This window comes from Streptomyces umbrinus, assembly GCF_030817415.1.
Taxonomy (GTDB): domain Bacteria; phylum Actinomycetota; class Actinomycetes; order Streptomycetales; family Streptomycetaceae; genus Streptomyces; species Streptomyces umbrinus_A.
The window spans coordinates 9,828,647-9,843,071 of sequence record NZ_JAUSZI010000002.1; the positions used below are offsets into that span (position 1 = coordinate 9,828,647).

Annotated in this window: 10 protein-coding genes and 2 pseudogenes; 3 read left to right on the top strand and 9 right to left on the bottom strand. The window is 66.9% G+C overall.

Annotated features, from left to right (window positions below; genetic code table 11):
- Positions 1–305 precede the first annotated feature (305 nt).
- The 7 genes and pseudogenes from QF035_RS43415 to QF035_RS43445 all read right to left on the bottom strand — a co-directional run bounded on the left by QF035_RS43415 (position 306) and on the right by QF035_RS43445 (position 7,577).
- On the bottom strand, positions 306–797 hold the full coding sequence (locus QF035_RS43415; protein WP_307527037.1) for a hypothetical protein: 492 nt from the start codon (positions 795–797) through the stop codon (positions 306–308).
- 206 nt (positions 798–1,003) lie between these two features.
- On the bottom strand, positions 1,004–3,025 hold the full coding sequence (locus tag QF035_RS43420; protein ID WP_307527039.1) for a hypothetical protein: 2,022 nt from the start codon (positions 3,023–3,025) through the stop codon (positions 1,004–1,006).
- 291 nt (positions 3,026–3,316) lie between these two features.
- Complete coding sequence (locus tag QF035_RS43425; RefSeq protein WP_307527041.1) at positions 3,317–4,132, bottom strand: hypothetical protein; 816 nt, start codon at positions 4,130–4,132, stop codon at positions 3,317–3,319.
- Between the two features lie 102 nt (positions 4,133–4,234).
- Positions 4,235–4,894, bottom strand: a complete 660-nt coding sequence (locus tag QF035_RS43430) for a Crp/Fnr family transcriptional regulator (RefSeq protein WP_307527043.1) — start codon at positions 4,892–4,894, stop codon at positions 4,235–4,237.
- A gap of 45 nt (positions 4,895–4,939) precedes the next feature.
- Positions 4,940–5,470, bottom strand: a complete 531-nt coding sequence (locus QF035_RS43435; RefSeq protein ID WP_307527045.1) for a hypothetical protein — start codon at positions 5,468–5,470, stop codon at positions 4,940–4,942.
- Between the two features lie 71 nt (positions 5,471–5,541).
- Positions 5,542–6,363, bottom strand: a complete 822-nt coding sequence (locus QF035_RS43440) for an AAA domain-containing protein (protein WP_307527047.1) — start codon at positions 6,361–6,363, stop codon at positions 5,542–5,544.
- A gap of 119 nt (positions 6,364–6,482) precedes the next feature.
- Positions 6,483–7,577: pseudogene (locus tag QF035_RS43445) on the bottom strand (integrase).
- 116 nt (positions 7,578–7,693) lie between these two features.
- On the opposite strand from QF035_RS43445, the pseudogene QF035_RS43450 reads away from it, so the two are divergent.
- Positions 7,694–8,532 (top strand): annotated as a pseudogene (locus QF035_RS43450) (IS701 family transposase); the annotation flags it as partial.
- 434 nt (positions 8,533–8,966) lie between these two features.
- Here the strand turns inward: QF035_RS43450 and QF035_RS43455 are convergent.
- Positions 8,967–10,886, bottom strand: a complete 1,920-nt coding sequence (locus tag QF035_RS43455; RefSeq protein WP_307527050.1) for a hypothetical protein — start codon at positions 10,884–10,886, stop codon at positions 8,967–8,969.
- A gap of 622 nt (positions 10,887–11,508) precedes the next feature.
- Between QF035_RS43455 and QF035_RS43460 the strand changes: the two genes are divergently transcribed.
- Complete coding sequence (locus QF035_RS43460) at positions 11,509–11,817, top strand: transposase (protein ID WP_054224182.1); 309 nt, start codon at positions 11,509–11,511, stop codon at positions 11,815–11,817.
- A complete protein-coding gene (locus QF035_RS43465; protein WP_307524698.1) occupies positions 11,814–12,731 on the top strand; it encodes an IS3 family transposase in 918 nt (305 codons plus the stop codon). The genes QF035_RS43460 and QF035_RS43465 overlap by 4 nt, the downstream gene beginning before the upstream one ends.
- Before the next feature lie 28 nt (positions 12,732–12,759).
- Here QF035_RS43465 and QF035_RS43470 read toward each other — a convergent pair whose 3' ends face one another.
- Positions 12,760–14,040: a DUF2971 domain-containing protein gene (locus tag QF035_RS43470; protein ID WP_307527051.1), complete on the bottom strand. Its 1,281-nt coding sequence runs from the start codon at positions 14,038–14,040 to the stop codon at positions 12,760–12,762.
- Positions 14,041–14,425: the final 385 nt, after the last annotated feature.

Here is a 14,425-nt window from a genome sequence, read left to right on the forward strand (position 1 = left end):
GCGCCCTGTCCTCCATGGACAGGGCGAAGGAGCTTGCGTGGTGCAGGACACTCAGGTCAGGGGCCGCCGGTTGGTCGGCCCGTCGTTCCTAGGCGGTATGACGGGTGCCCGGGCGCCGGAAGCCTGTTCGGGGGGCGTGGAGGCTTGGTGGCCGTGGAGTCGGTAGACCATGTCATCGGGACATCGATCTAGGCGGGCTCGGCGCCACGCGGCGTCGTATGACAGGGCGGTTGCACTGCGCCGTTGGATGATCAGGGCTCGAAGGCTGGTGAGGGGGGCCAGCAGTACCCGCCACAGGACGAGCTTCATGGATGTGCCCTTCGAGACGCCCCGTCGGACTCGGTTATGTCCATCGGTGCCATGCCGCTGGGCAAGCTGCCGCCGTTGAGTGCCTTGAGGGAGTCGGACAGCACGAGCATTGCCTGCTGTCGCTTCTCGATGTTCGTGAACCCTTGGCCGACCTGCTCCCATTGCTGTAGGAGTGGGAACCACCAGCGGTCGCAGGAGCAGATCAGGCGAGCAAGTCGCTGAAGCTCGGCAATGTGTTCGTCGCCCAGGACGCCGGCGGCGTGGTGTTCAAGTTGGTCTAGGACGACGAGATCCGGGTGATCGTAGAGGTTCGTCTTCAAGAACCGCAGACGGCGGATACGTTGCTCGTCCGCCGCCCGCTGCGCCAGTAGCTCCTGCGCTGCGCTGGGCAGACCAAGAGCCGCGCGGACGTTCAGGAGGCAGTAGTTCGGGGCGCGACGAGGCAGGCAGCCGAGGGTGGCATTGACGGCGTCTTGTGCGGCGGGCAAGTCTGAGGCTCCCTGATGCACCGCAGTCCCAGCGGCTGTGGCATGCACGGTGGCGCGTACTGTCTCCTCCAGATTGGGAGGTACACGCCAGAGTGGTCGCCAGGTGATCGTGTACACGGCCTCGAACGCGATGCCGTCGGTGGCACTGGGTAGCAGACGTGGCTGGGCAGACCTACTTGTATGGGTAGCTCGGTGCCATGGCCACCTCATACGAGGTTCGCTTCGAGCGGGAAGACCGTGCGCAGTCGGCTGTCGACGAGGTGGTTGTAGAAGTCGTCAGCCACGGTGACGCCCTCAGCGGTGGAGATCCCACGCAGCTCGTTCATGAGCTTCATGCCGGCCTCGAACATGTTGTGGCCACTCAGCGCACGCAGGAGTTGGTCGCGCATCTGCGTGTAGAGGCTGGGATTGCCGGCACAAGAACGGATCCAGCCCGTCAGGCGCGAGATGACTTCGGCGGAGGTCTCCGAAGAGGAGAGCAGGTCGTGGATGGCTCGCTGTACGTCGATGTCGGCGGGAGGGTTGCACACGAGCCACGGCGTGCCGTCGCGGCGGACGGTCATCAATGCGAGGAATGCCAGTGCACCACCGCGTGCGGAGACCTTGCCCTGTTGCCAGCCCTGGACCTCACCCACCAGTCGCTGGGCCACGGTGGGGTGTTCGGCCAGAGCGTCGAAGGCATCGCGGACTTGACTGACTACGCTGTCGTCGGTGTTCTTGTGTGCGACGCGGCGCAGGCGCACCATTGCCCGCTTGGCCAGGGAAGTATCGGCGGAGGAGTCCTCCAGGATGCGTCGGCACAGTGCAATCACGGTGGGTGCGTAACTCTTCTGCTCCGCCCACCCGTAGAGCGCTTCCCAGGCCAGGCGTCCGACGTGTTCGTTGTGCACGGCGCTTTCCATGACCGCACCGAGCACCTGCGGCTGACTGCTGCCGACGAGTTCGCCCAGCGTGGTGAGGTAGTCCACCGATCCGTGCCGCACGGTGAGTTCGGCCAGTGCGGCCACTGCGCGGTCTTCCGGATCGGCGCCTTGGGCTGTCGCGACGAGCCAGGTCAGCAAGGGCTTGCGCATGACGTCGTAGTTGTCCCAGACGTACTCCAGCACCGCGCGTCCGTAGGCGGGCCGGTCGAAGACCACGGTGTCCTGCATGTCGACTCGTCCCCCGACATCCTGGATACGCCGGCGCATTCCCCGTCCGGACAGAGCGCTGAGAGTCGGTGAAAATCCTGCTGCTGCGCCGGGAACGTCGGGGACGGCTCCGATGGCTTTCAGCAGAGCACCTGCACTGCGCGCGACGACGGGCATGGGCGCTGACTGCTGTACGGCCAGGGCAAGCAGCAGACAACGGTCCTCCACGGTGAGTGAGGGGTTGTCGTGGTTGTGCAGGCCGTTCATCTCGCCGAACCTGCGGTCGAGTTCCCCACGCCAGTCGGTCAGCGCCGCGATGATGCGTTCTTCCAGGGTGGCCGGGGTTCCACCCTCACCGTCGGCCTGTACGAGCGGCTGCTGGGAGTTGGCGTGGACGTGTTCCTTCCAGGCCATCACGGCGGCCTCCGCGGCCCGCACGGCGGCCACCGCGGTCAGTCCGCGCAGGGAAGCCGTGGCCTTGGAGAGGGACTTCAGCGATGTGGCCAGTTGTCCGTAGCCGTTGGCGTCCAGATGTGCCTCTACCACTTCCTGGGCATCGGGCGCTTCGTGCATCCGAACCACTTGGATGCCGTCACGATCGCTTAGGCGGTGATCTTTCCAGAGGTCCTCTGCCACCGTCAGCGCCAGGTAGGAACGGCAGCCCCGGAGGTGGGTGGCGTGTTCCGACAGCGCGTTGAGGAAGTCGGCCGACACCTGATCCTTCTCCGGGTGCTTGAGGTCAAGTTGGTAGGCGTGCGTCCTTTCCAGGGGCAGGCGGCCCTTGCTGGGGGTCCTCCAGTCCGCGTCCAACTTGACCACGGTGGTGTGGCCAGCAGTGTGTTCGGCCAGAAGGCGCAGTGCGAGGGTTGTCGAGCCGCATGAGCGGGGCGCGACGATGATGATCACGGGTTGGTGGGGGCGGCCTGTGGCGGGATTGACGATCTGTTCCCAGACGGTGTCCCAGTGCGCGCTGCGAACGAACGGCTGATCGAGCAGCCGCTCACGACGTTGTTCGACGCCCTCCAGCACGTCCTGTTTTCGGGTCTCCAGGATCAGTTGTTCGATGAAGTGGGCGACGACGTCGGGATCCCCATACACGTGTGTCGCTCCACCGTCGGTTTCGTGCACGCGCGGCGCCGACGGGACAGTATCCGGCGGTGGCGGAACCGGAGAGGGAGACGGTTCGTCAGGGTTTCCGTCCGGCCGATCGAGAGCGCCGGTTCCAGGACGCAGGCGATGCAGCCAGTTGCCGGAGCCGTTGGACTGGTTCTCCCCAGCCTCACTGGTCGGCGGAGTGGTGTCGGAGCGGGTGGGGTCGAACGGTACGTCAGACATACGGGTACTCCAGGGTGAGTGCGGGAAGAGCAGCAGGGTGAAAGGTCGGGCGCCTCACCGCTGGCGGCGATCGATTCGCAGGGTTTCGATGCTGTTGGCGATCGTGGCGTCGCTGACCCGACCGTGGAACTGGAACGTGCCGCCGCTGCTGGCAGCCGGTGTCGCCGACGCATTGCTCGGCTGCGCGGTAGAGGACGAGGCAGCAGTCGACGATGCGGCGTCCGTGACGTAGGGGCGTACGGCCGGCCCGGTCAGTCCCGGCACGTGGATCCGGCAGGGCTGTTCGAAGCCCGGCTTGTCGCTGACGCGGGCAATCACCTCAAGGAAGTGGTGCGGGCCCAGATCAGGCGTGCGTCCTGCGTGCACCGTGCGCTGGTAGACGATCTCGGAGAGCGCGGCAGCGAGGAAGGCGCTACTGTCCTTCGCGGCGGACAGCGCTTGGCGGGTTGCCTGACTGTCCAGCAGCCGCGTGGTGTCGTTGATGGCGTTACCACGGTGGTCGGGCAGGGACAGCGGGCCGATGTGCACGCTGGTCCGCAGCCGCAGGACGGGACTGCTGGCCAGCCGCTGCTGCTCGTAGCGCACCAGCGCCGCATTGAGCCGGCCCAGCAGCGGGTCCACGAGCCGAGCCAGCACCGAGGGTGGGAACAGCAGGATCGCCCCGTCGCCGTTGTCCTTGTAACCTCCGGGGAAATCCTGCGGAGCAGGCAGTCGGCATTCGGCGAGCACGTTTGCCACGATGTCGTCCACATCGCACCGCGCGGCGGCCATCTTCGCCTCGGGGATCTGGCTGTACTTCTCCATGTCGATCGCCACGAGGGCGAGTTCAGCGGGCACGTCCAGGGGCTCTGCGTGCAGCGGCGCATCCATCGGGCACCGTCCTTTCAGCACAGGCGGTCAGGGAAATGCCCATGCTGATCGGGCTGGACGGCCGCCGCTGCCCAGCAGTGGGCACGCCTGAAGTGCGGCCCGTCACGTCTGCGTACGCGCGTGTGACTGAATCGAATGGATGTCGCGAACGAGGAGCCCGCCACCAGAGGTGGTGCGGACCCAGTCCTGCTCGCGCCACGGCTTGAGCGCGTTGACCACCGCGTTGCGCGAAGCTCCGATCATCTGAGAGAGCTCCGTCTGTGTCAGACGCACGGCGAGATCTGTGGCCGAAGTGGATGCGACGTCGACCAGGCGCGACAGAGCCGATGCCAGACGCAGCGGAACCGACGCTGTGGCCAGCTCGAGCCGGACGGCCTCCGACTCCCTGACGCGGGCGATGGCATGTCGCAACAGAGGGGCGAGCAGATCATGTTCGTCGACGAAGGTGAGAAAGGCAGCGGCCGGAACGATGTGGATGTGGCAGGGCTCGGCGGCAATGACTGTGGCTGTGCGCGGCTGAGAGTCCAGCACCGCCAACTCGCCAAGCAACTCACCGGCGCCGCGCACGGCGAGCAGCGCCCTTTCCCCACCCGCCCCAGCCAAGGTGATCAGTGTCGACCCGGATTCCAGCACGATGACATGTGTTGCCGCGTCTCCTTGCCGCAGCAGCACACTCCGGGCGGGACGGATGCGCTGCGGTGCCAACGCCCTCAGGCAGGCCCATAACTCGTTACCGATCACCATGGCATGCGGCTGATACACGTCGCCCCCTGCTGCGCGGCTCCGACACACACTGAGGCGATCGTCTCAATTAACTTGAAAGCAACTCAACAGGCATATTCCAGCCATCAGAAGAGCCGCCAGGGCAAAATCGACGGCGAGGCGGACCGCGCGCAACTTTCTGTCCGCCAGCCAGGCGAGAATCCGCAAGCGGCGCGCCTCGACATGTCGTTCAAGCTCCCCATGCGCGGCTGCACTCACGCCGAACCTGAGGTGTACGACTGCCTCGGCCATCAGTTCGGCCCGCAATCCCGCCCCTGGCACCACGGGGCGCAGTACGAGCAACGCAGCCCCTATCGCCAACAGCAGCAACAGGCACATCAGTACTAGGGAGAAAACCCCGACGGGGGGCAGGCCGTCTGTACTCGACAGAACGGCGATACCAGCAGCCAGCAGTCCACCGGCTATTCCACACAACGCCGTTGCTTTGGTATCCGCCCGCTGCACCTCGACGAAGGCGCGTTCGGCGTGCCCTCGCAGTCGCTGTATGTCTGTCGGAATATCCCATAGCTCCTGCATATCGGCCACGTCCTCCGCTGCCGTCGGTGTGCTTGTCATGGCAGTAGCCAGCCTGCTCGCAGAGGCGAAGGAGCGATGCCTATCGCAGGGCACGAGGCGCGCTGGTTCGCTCACTCCTCGGCTATCGGAACCCGGCAGGATCTGCTGCAGGTTTGGGTGACAGGTTGACCTGTCACCCAAACCTGCACCAGACCCAGCTGCTCGCACCGGCGCCAGACCTCGTCCACCGCCTCGTTGTTGTTGGAGGCCACGAGAACGGTTTGCCCGCTGGTCACCGCGGTGGCGATGAGGTTGGCCACGAGCTGGCTCTTGCCGGTGCCGGGCGGTCCGGTGGCGACGGTGAGACGGCGTGTCATCGCGGCGCGCAGGACGGCGGCTTGGGCCTCGTTGCAGGGCAGGGGTGTCACCAGGCGTGATGGTTCGGGTTCCGACAGGGCCAGGGCGCGGGTGCGGTTCGCCGGGTCGGGGGACAGGGCGGCGAGTGCTGTCGCCTGGATGCGGTCCGTCTTCTGCGCGATGTCGGCGAAGTCGTCGAGGAGTTTCTTCGTGTAGGCGGTGTCGGGCAGGGCCGTGAGGAGGACGGCAGCGTTGCGGGCGCCGTGGCCGGGAGTGTGGATGTCGATGCGGTCGGCGAGCTGGTCAGGGTGGAGCTCTTGGACGCACGGGATCTCGAACTCCTCCCTGAGGAGCTTGCTCGCCTCCACGGCCAGGCGGTCGTGCTGGCCGCGATGCCAGGTCGGCTGGAAGGTGTCGGCGAGCTGCGCGGCCTCCTCCTCGCCCAGCCAGTCCCGGGCCAGCTGCGGGTGGGGCTGGACGGGACCGTAGGGCTTGAGCCGCACCTCGCCGTCCTGGGAGACGATCTCCACGCGGCGGATCAGCAGCGGGGCGAACTTCGGGTGCCGCCAGGGCCGGCCGCCGCGTGGCCCGGTCACCACCACAGCCGGGTAGCTGGCCCAGAGTTCGGCCTCCTGCTCGGTGGCCGACTCGATCAGTGGGTCCGCCTCGGCGGGAACGGGGACGCTGTCCCTGCCGGGGATCTCGTCCGTGCAGGTCAGGCCGCATGCTGGTACTCGTGGAGGGTGTCGCCGAGGCGGTCGCGTCGTCGTATGTCGAGGTGGGCGATGGCGTCCGGGTCGGTGATCGGCGGTGGCTGGGGGTGCAGCGGGCGGGCGTCTGCGATGCCTTGGGCCGGTGGGAGTTGTGGGGCTGTTCGAACTCGCGCAGGGCGTGGAGCAGGTGGCGCTGGTTCGAGACCAGGGTGCGGTCCAGCAGTTCGCGTCGGCAGGTTTGTACCCAGCGTTCCGTGAGCGCGTTCATCCGCGGCATCCGGATCCCGCTGACTACGGCCTCGATCCCCGCATCCTCAAGGACGGTGTCGAACAGGGCGGGGTACTTCCCGTCGCGGTCGCGGATCATGAACCGGGGCCCGGCAGCCGGCATCCTCGAGATCCATGACGAGGTTCCTGGCGGCCTGTGCCACCCAGGAGGCGGTCGGGTGCGCCGTCGCGCCCAGGATGCGGATGCGCCGGCCGGCGTGCCCGATCACCGCGAACACGTACAGCCGCGCCCCGGACAGGGTGACCGCTTCGAAGAAGTCACATGCCAGCAGGGCATCGGCCTGGGAGCGCAGAAAGTCCGTCCAGGTGCTGGAACCCCGCTCGGGTGCCGGGTCGATCCCCGCCCCCTTCAGGATCTCCCACACCGTGGAGGCGGGCACCTGCACGCCCAGAACCAGCAGCTCGCCGTGGATGCGCCGGTAGCCCCAGCCGGGATTCTCCCGCGCCAGACGCAGCACGAGAACGCGGATCGAGCGCACGGTACGCGGCCGACCCGCACGCCTGGGCCGGGAACGGGCAGCGTGGCGGCGCGAGACCAGGTCACGGTGCCAGTGCAGCACAGTGTCCGGGCGCACCAGCAGCCGTGCCCGGCGCAGCACACCATGCGGGAGCCGGTGCAGTAGCGCAGCTAGGAACACCCGGTTACTCGGGGCCAACCGCACCCGATCCCGGCCGAGCTGGCGTTCCAGCAAGCTGATCTGATGACGCAGCGCGAGGATCTCCGCGTCCTTGTCCTGGTTGCTCACCGGCAGCAGCCGCAGCAGGGCGAACACGTTCGCCACACCCCGATAGGCAAGTCGAAGCACCACGACAGATCATCCTGCCGGGGCTCTCACCAGGTGCCCAGAGCACCCGCCCAAGCGCCGCGCTCGACACCACCCGTACACCAGCCCCCACCAGGACGGATGAGTTTTTCGGCAGGCGCACCGCTGGCCGTACGGAGAACTGCCAGATCGGAGTGTTCGCCGCCTACGCCTCTGCGAAGGGCCGGGCCCTGGTGGACCGCGAGCTCTACCTGCCCAAGTCCTGGCCGGAGGATTCCGACCGGTGCCGCGCCGCCCGGATTCCGGAGAGCAGGTCCTTCGCGACCAAGCCGGAACTTGCCCGTGCCATGGTTCGGCGGGCGCTGGACTCCGCACTGCCGATCGCCTGGGTGACCGCCGATGCGGCCTACGGGCAGGAGTGGCACTTCCGCCGGATGCTGGAGGAGGCCGGCGTGGCCTACGTCCTGGCGGTGCCCAAGTCACAGCAGGGCAAGTCCCCAGCGGGAAGCTGGCGCATCGACCATGTCCTGATCGGTGCTCCGGCCGAGGCATGGGAGCGGATCTCCTGCGGTGACGGTGCGAAGGGAGCACGGGTCTACGACTGGGTCGCGGCCAAACTGCCCACCGTGGAGGGTTCGGATCCCGCCCACTCCCGCTGGGTGCTGGCCCGTCGCAGCTGGCGCGTCCCGAAGAGATCGCGTATTACCTGGCCTTCGCGCCAGCGAACGTTACTGTCTCCGAACTGGTTCGGGTGGCCGGCGCCCGGTGGGCCATCGAGGAGTGCTTCCATGCGGCGAAGAACGAGTGCGGCCTGGACCAGTACGAAGTCCGCCGCTACGTCGGTTGGTACCGCCACATCACCCTGGCCATGCTCGCGCACGCCTTCCTGGCGGCAATGACAGCCCAGGCCCTCGAAAAGGGGGCCGCAGAAACGGTTCGAGCGGCCTCGTTCCCCTCACTGTGGCAGAAGTCCGACGGCTCCTGGGCCTTGCCCATCCCCCCTCGGCCCGGCAGCGGTCGCCCGCGCGGCGGACCTGCTGGTCCCGCTGGCGCCGACGCCATCAGGCCATCGCCCGCCGCTGCCACTATCAGCGCCGCACGCGCCCCGATCGAGTGAGTCACGAACCACCACCAACCTGATGCAAGGTCAGCCGGCTAGACTCCGAAAGGTCCCCGTGACCAGGGAAGATGGAGAAGTGCAACTGGAGTACTAGGCCGAGAGTCCATGGCTCTCGGCTCTTGGGTCGCTGTCATCGGCGGCGTCAAGGTACCAGGTCTGGACTTGCTGGCTGACGGGAGCGTTCCGGTCCTTCGGTAAGCCTTGCTAGTTGATTCTTTCGATCGCGAGCCCTCAGCCGTCGGCTGGAGTTGCAGGTCCCGGGGAGCTCGATGGAGCCCAACCATGCGCACGCGCCACTGTGTCGAGCCCTGTGCCTACGAGGAGTCGGTACCTGTTGAAGCGGAGGCAGTGAGCCGAGCCCGCCAGAAGCTGGCAGCGTCCTGCCCTTGCTGCATCGCAGTGAACTCGTCCGACCGCTGTGCGAGCGCGGCAGCGGGCGCCGTGCCCTGAACGTAGGACTCGAGACCGCGGTTGAGCGCGCTGCGGCTCAGGAACTCGGCGTACTCGCGCACGGACGCGACAATCGCAAAGCCGGCGGGGTTGCCGTGCACCAGGGCATTGCGGACACGGCTCCGTCTGTCCTTCAACACGGCGCCCTCGGACGTGTAGTTCGCGACCAGGGCGCGGTACTCGGCAAGGTCGCTCACACTGGAGAACATCCGCTTGATCCAGGCACGCTCGGACTCGATGCGGCACAGCGAGAGGAGATCGCCCCAGCGGTCAGCGACGAACAGGATCCACGGGCGCGACGGTTTGTCCGCGAGCCACTCCCGGGCCAGCTCGCTGCGCAGTTCACTCTGATGCGTGACGCCGAGCAGGCACATACCAACGGCCCGCTGCACGTCGGTCAGCCATCGCGTGTGTGGCCAGCGCTCGCCGAGGAGATCGAACAGGTCGTTGGGGGCGAGCGCGGCGTGTGCCGCGACGTGTTGCACCACACGGTCTGCGAGGGGGATCACGCTGCTGATGTCTGCCTCGGACGGCTTGCGCATCGCCATGGCGCGGCTGAAGGGGTGGTCGGCGGCTGTCTGCGCTTCGAGTGCGGCCGCGAGGAACCGGGGAAGCTCCTCGCGGGCCAGCGCCGAGGCGATACGCGGTCCATGCTTCTTGATCGCGTCCGCGGTGATGCTCGCGCCGTAGTGATCGTCGGGGAAGCCTGTCTCGCGCTGGGAGACAAGCAAGCTGAGAGGGCCGGTCTTGCCGGAGCGCAAGATTCCGTACTGGGCGAGGTGCGGGCGAATCCCGCCGGAGTTGTGGATCGAGACATTGAGGATCGTGCTCACTACGTCAACGGCACGCTCCAACGCACCGGCTGCCGTGGTTGTGCCGAGGTCGACGCGTACCAGGAAGTCGACGTCGGACTCCTCGTCAGCCATCTTTGCGACCTCGAAGATGCCACCGTGCTGCACCAGCTCCCAGAGCTCCGCCTTGTGCTCGAAGTCCTGGCGCTCGGGCCTGGCGTTGGGTACCGCCCAGTGGGCATCAATGAAGGACACCCGCCCGGCGGAGAGGTGCATGAAAGCCTTGCCCTGGTAGCCGAGCCACACCACTACCGGTTCGACCTGGGCCGGAGTGCCGATGTGGGTTCGGGCGTTCGCGATCCGCTCGGGCAGTGGCACGTCCTTCTGGCCGATGGGGATGTCGTGGGGGGCGCGGCCGAATGCGACTATCGAGACGAGGTCGCGGAAGATCCGTTCCGCGTTGAGGCCACGCCTGTGCAGCTGGTCGAAGAGCAGTTCGGCGATCGGACGGTACTCCCGGCCCGCCAGGGTGCGGTCTTTAGCGGTGGCCACGAGGTCGTCCCAGCCGGCGCGGACAGCTTCGTCCGTCTTGAGCGCTTCGCGGAGGTCCTTCGCGGTGTCGGTGACGTTGGTCCAGGAGACGTCGGTCCGGGTGCCCGGCGGCTGCTTCAACACCGCCGAGGGGCCTCCGGTGAGCTGCGAGAAGGCAGCTTGGAACCGTGCGAGTGGTGCGGCGATGCGCGCGCGGAGCGAGACGCCGAGCGCGTCGACGGACTCGTCGAGGTCGAGCTGCAGTGACCTGCGGTTGGCGGAGTTCTTCCAGGCATCGACGCCGCTTGCAACCTCTACCCACTGCAGGACTTCGTCTGCGAGCACGGTGAGAGGCACGACCGTGCTGACGCCGTGGTGGCGGTCGAGCGACGAGACGAGAGACTTCAGCCAGTCCGGATCGGCAGCGGACCAGTGGTCGCTGACGTTGTAATCGATCATCATCGTGAGCCGCCAGCCTCTCGCGCGGTCCTGGCAGTCGGCCGGAAGGACTGCTTTTCTATGGTCCTGTGAGGATAGGGGGCACGCTCGGCCGCAGCCGAAGGATTTTGTCGTCGCCCCTCCACAGCGATCCTGGCCTGTGGGGCAATACCGGCGGATTTACTTGGCAGAGGCCTGGCCGCGCTCTTGGTCGAACACCGTTCGCAGGCCGTCCACTTGGTCAGCGAGTTCGGTCAGCAACTGCGTTACCGTCGCCTCGCTGTCCGTCGTGCCGCATTCCCGAGTGGGTCGTGTCCCGCTTCGTGGTGTAAGCAACCTTGCTCGACGCGTTCCGGTAACCGCGCGTCGGCCACGTCATGGGACACGGCTCCCGGGTCGCGCAGCGGCTGACCTGCCGTCAGCGCCATGCGCGGCCCCGAACCGCGCCGATGCGGCGATGACCTGCGGATTCCGGCGCCTTGATCCGCTACACCACCTGGCGGGACGCCACCCAGCGCTCCGCCTGTTCGTTGTTTGGCCCCCAACGTTCGGTCGTGAGCACGGCGTGCAGCCGGAGTGAGGTTCCCCCGGGATGCGGAGGAAGTTGACAGCAGGTCAGATGGGACTCATGAGAGGACCTGTGACCATGGCTGCACCCCGGAAATACTCGCTCGAGTTGCGTGAGCGTGCGGTACGTATGTATCGCACCGCTGAGCCGAAGCCCCAGATCAAGAAGCTGGCCGTCGACCTCGGCGTGCACCCGGAGGCCCTGCGTGGCTGGATCCGCCAGGCCGAGGCGGACGCCGGCGAGCGCGACGACCGTCTCACCACCGACGAACGCGCCGAACTCACGGCCCTGCGCAAGGAGAACACCCAGCTCAAGCGAGCCAACGACGTCCTGCGGACGGCCTCGGCGTTTTTCGCGGCGCAACTCGACCCGACCCGGCCCAGGTGACGGCGCTCGTCGACGAGCATCCCCGCCTGGGAGTCGAGTGCGTACTTCGGGAACTCCACATCCCCTCCTCCACCTACTACCGCTGGCGCCGCGCAGAGAAGGAGCCCTGCGAACGGCGGCGTCGCGACGTCGAGCTGACCGAGCGGATCAAGGAGATCCACGCCGACTCCACCGGCGTCTACGGCTCTCCGCGCGTGCACGCCGTGCTGAAACGCGAGGGCACCCCGGTGGGCCGCAAACGGGTCGAGCGCCTGATGCGTGAGACCGACCTCGCGGGTGTGAGCCCGCGACGGAAGGGCTTCACGCGCCGGGACCCGAAGGCCACCCTGGCCCCGGACCTGGTCAACAGAGACTTCACCGCACCGGCGCCGAACCGGTTGTGGGTCACCGACCTCACGATGATCTCCACCGGCGAGGGGCCGTTGTGGCTGTCCGCGATCCGCGACGCGTTCTCCCGCCGGGTCGTCGCCTGGGAGACCTCCGCCCGCGCGGACGCCGACCTGGTCCTGACCACGCTGGAGTACGCGCTCGCGTCCCGCGAGGTCGAGCCGGGCAAGCTCATTCACCACGCCGACCACGGCTGTCAATATACGTCCATCAAGCTCACAACTCGGCTCATGCGGGCGGGAGTTGAGGCGTCCATGGGTTCGGTCGGGGACTCGTACGACAACGCGCTCGCGGAGAACCTCTGGATGCTCATCAAAACCGAGGGCCTCCGCGGCCGCACCTTCACCACGAGGGCCGAGGTGAATCTCGCGCTCTTCGAGTACGTCGACGGCTTCTATAACTCCCGCCGCATCCAGGAACGGCTCGGCTTCCTCAGCCCGATCGAGTTCGAGGAGAAGTACTACGCCGAGCAGGCGACGGCCGAACCAACGAATCTGAACACCCGTCACCCCCTGCTGACGAGCTGATCAGCGGCTCCCGCATGACGGGGGAACCTCAGAGCCTTCCCCGGGCCAGTACCTGGACGGCTGCGGCTGCCACGAGTGTGTACGAGGAGGAGGGCAGGTTCTCCACCACGCACATGTAGCCAGTTTGGTCATAGATCGTTTCGCCGGGCAGTCCCGGGCCGCGCTGCTGGAGCTTCGGTGGGATGGCCTGTGTACGGGAGTGCGTGTCCACTGTGGTCGCGGGCCAGTCGGCCAGTTTGACGGCAAGAGCATCGATGCCCTCGCGCAGCATCCGGGTGGCGGCCGCGGTCACTGGGGCAGCGTTTTCTTTGCGCTCCCTGGCGTTGGCCTCGGCCATGCGCAGAGCCTGCCAGCGTTCTGCCAGGGACCCGGTCCGACGCGGCGCGGTCGACTGCAGGGGCGAGCGGCTGGCTGCCGCCATTCTCGGCACGGCCCTCTCGAACGGTACGCACTGCATTCGGCGGTTGTGGTAGCGGATCTGTTCCACCGGGACCTCGTACGGTTCCAGAGCCTTGAGTAGGTCGGCGACCCGGTCCGGCGGGAACGAGCTGCCCAGGACCACACCGGTGAGTGCGTCGTGGATGTCGACGAACTCGTAGTTGGCCGTCTGATTGAGTACGACCAGCCTGTACTCGCTCTCGCTGTCCCAGTCGAGGTGCTTACGGAAAAACAACTGGTCCTGGTATTTCTCCGCGTAGGCCAGCGCCACGGCATCGCTGCCGAACTCGCCGACCTGATCGGTGTTGACGCCCCGGGTCACCGGACCGCTCTGGGCGGTGAGGTAATGAACGGGGCCGTGAAGAGGCAGCGACGTCGGGCCCGTGTGCGCGGCGTGGAACGAGGCGACGAGCCGCTCCCGGTCGAACTGCAGACACACGCCGGCATGCCGGTCCCCGTAGTGCGCCCACAAGGCCAGGTGCGCCCAGCCTCGTAGGGCATCCGGATTGGACACGGTCTCTGGCAGCGCGATGACCTGGGTGAGGCAACCCACTTTGGTGTGCTGGCGCAGCTGACGGTCGATGCCGTCCCACACGGCGAAGTCGGCATCCGCCGGGCGCTGATCGGAGGAGGCGAGCATCGGGTAGTGGGGTTCAGACTCCCACAGATCGTTCGTCGCCGTGTAAGGGGACAGGCGCAGGGCCTTGGAGGGAAGAATGCCGGAGACGGCCGCATCGACACTTGTGTAGTGAAACAGCTGACCGGTGAGAGACCGCGGTGCCGCGAGTGTCTCGAACTCACTGATGTCCAGGAATGCTCCCGGCTCGTGCCCCGGCAGAGGGCCGGGAGGCGATGAATCCTGTGTACTCATGGCCGACGCGCTCCTCGACATCCGTGCTGGTTGCTTGTGGCGCAATTCTGGCTGACCTTGTCGGTATCCCAGGAAGCAATCCGGCCCAAGACCCGGCGGACAGCGCCAGCTATTGCGAATCCTTGGAAGGCGCACTGTCCCGCTGGCGTAGGTGTTGCATCGTGCTGAGCTTCACCCACCTGCGGACGGGCTCAGGTCCGATTGGAGGTGCTGGGACGCGCGGGGAAAAAGCCGGGGCGGGCTCTGCTGCCGCTGAAGGATTAGGTTCTGGGGGTTCATGCGGCGATTTCCGGAAGATAGACAACTTTCTCAGTGCCCAATTGAGGAATCCTCGGTGGCGAGGCTCGTACTGTCGCGCTGAGTGCCTGCGGCGGCTATTGATTCG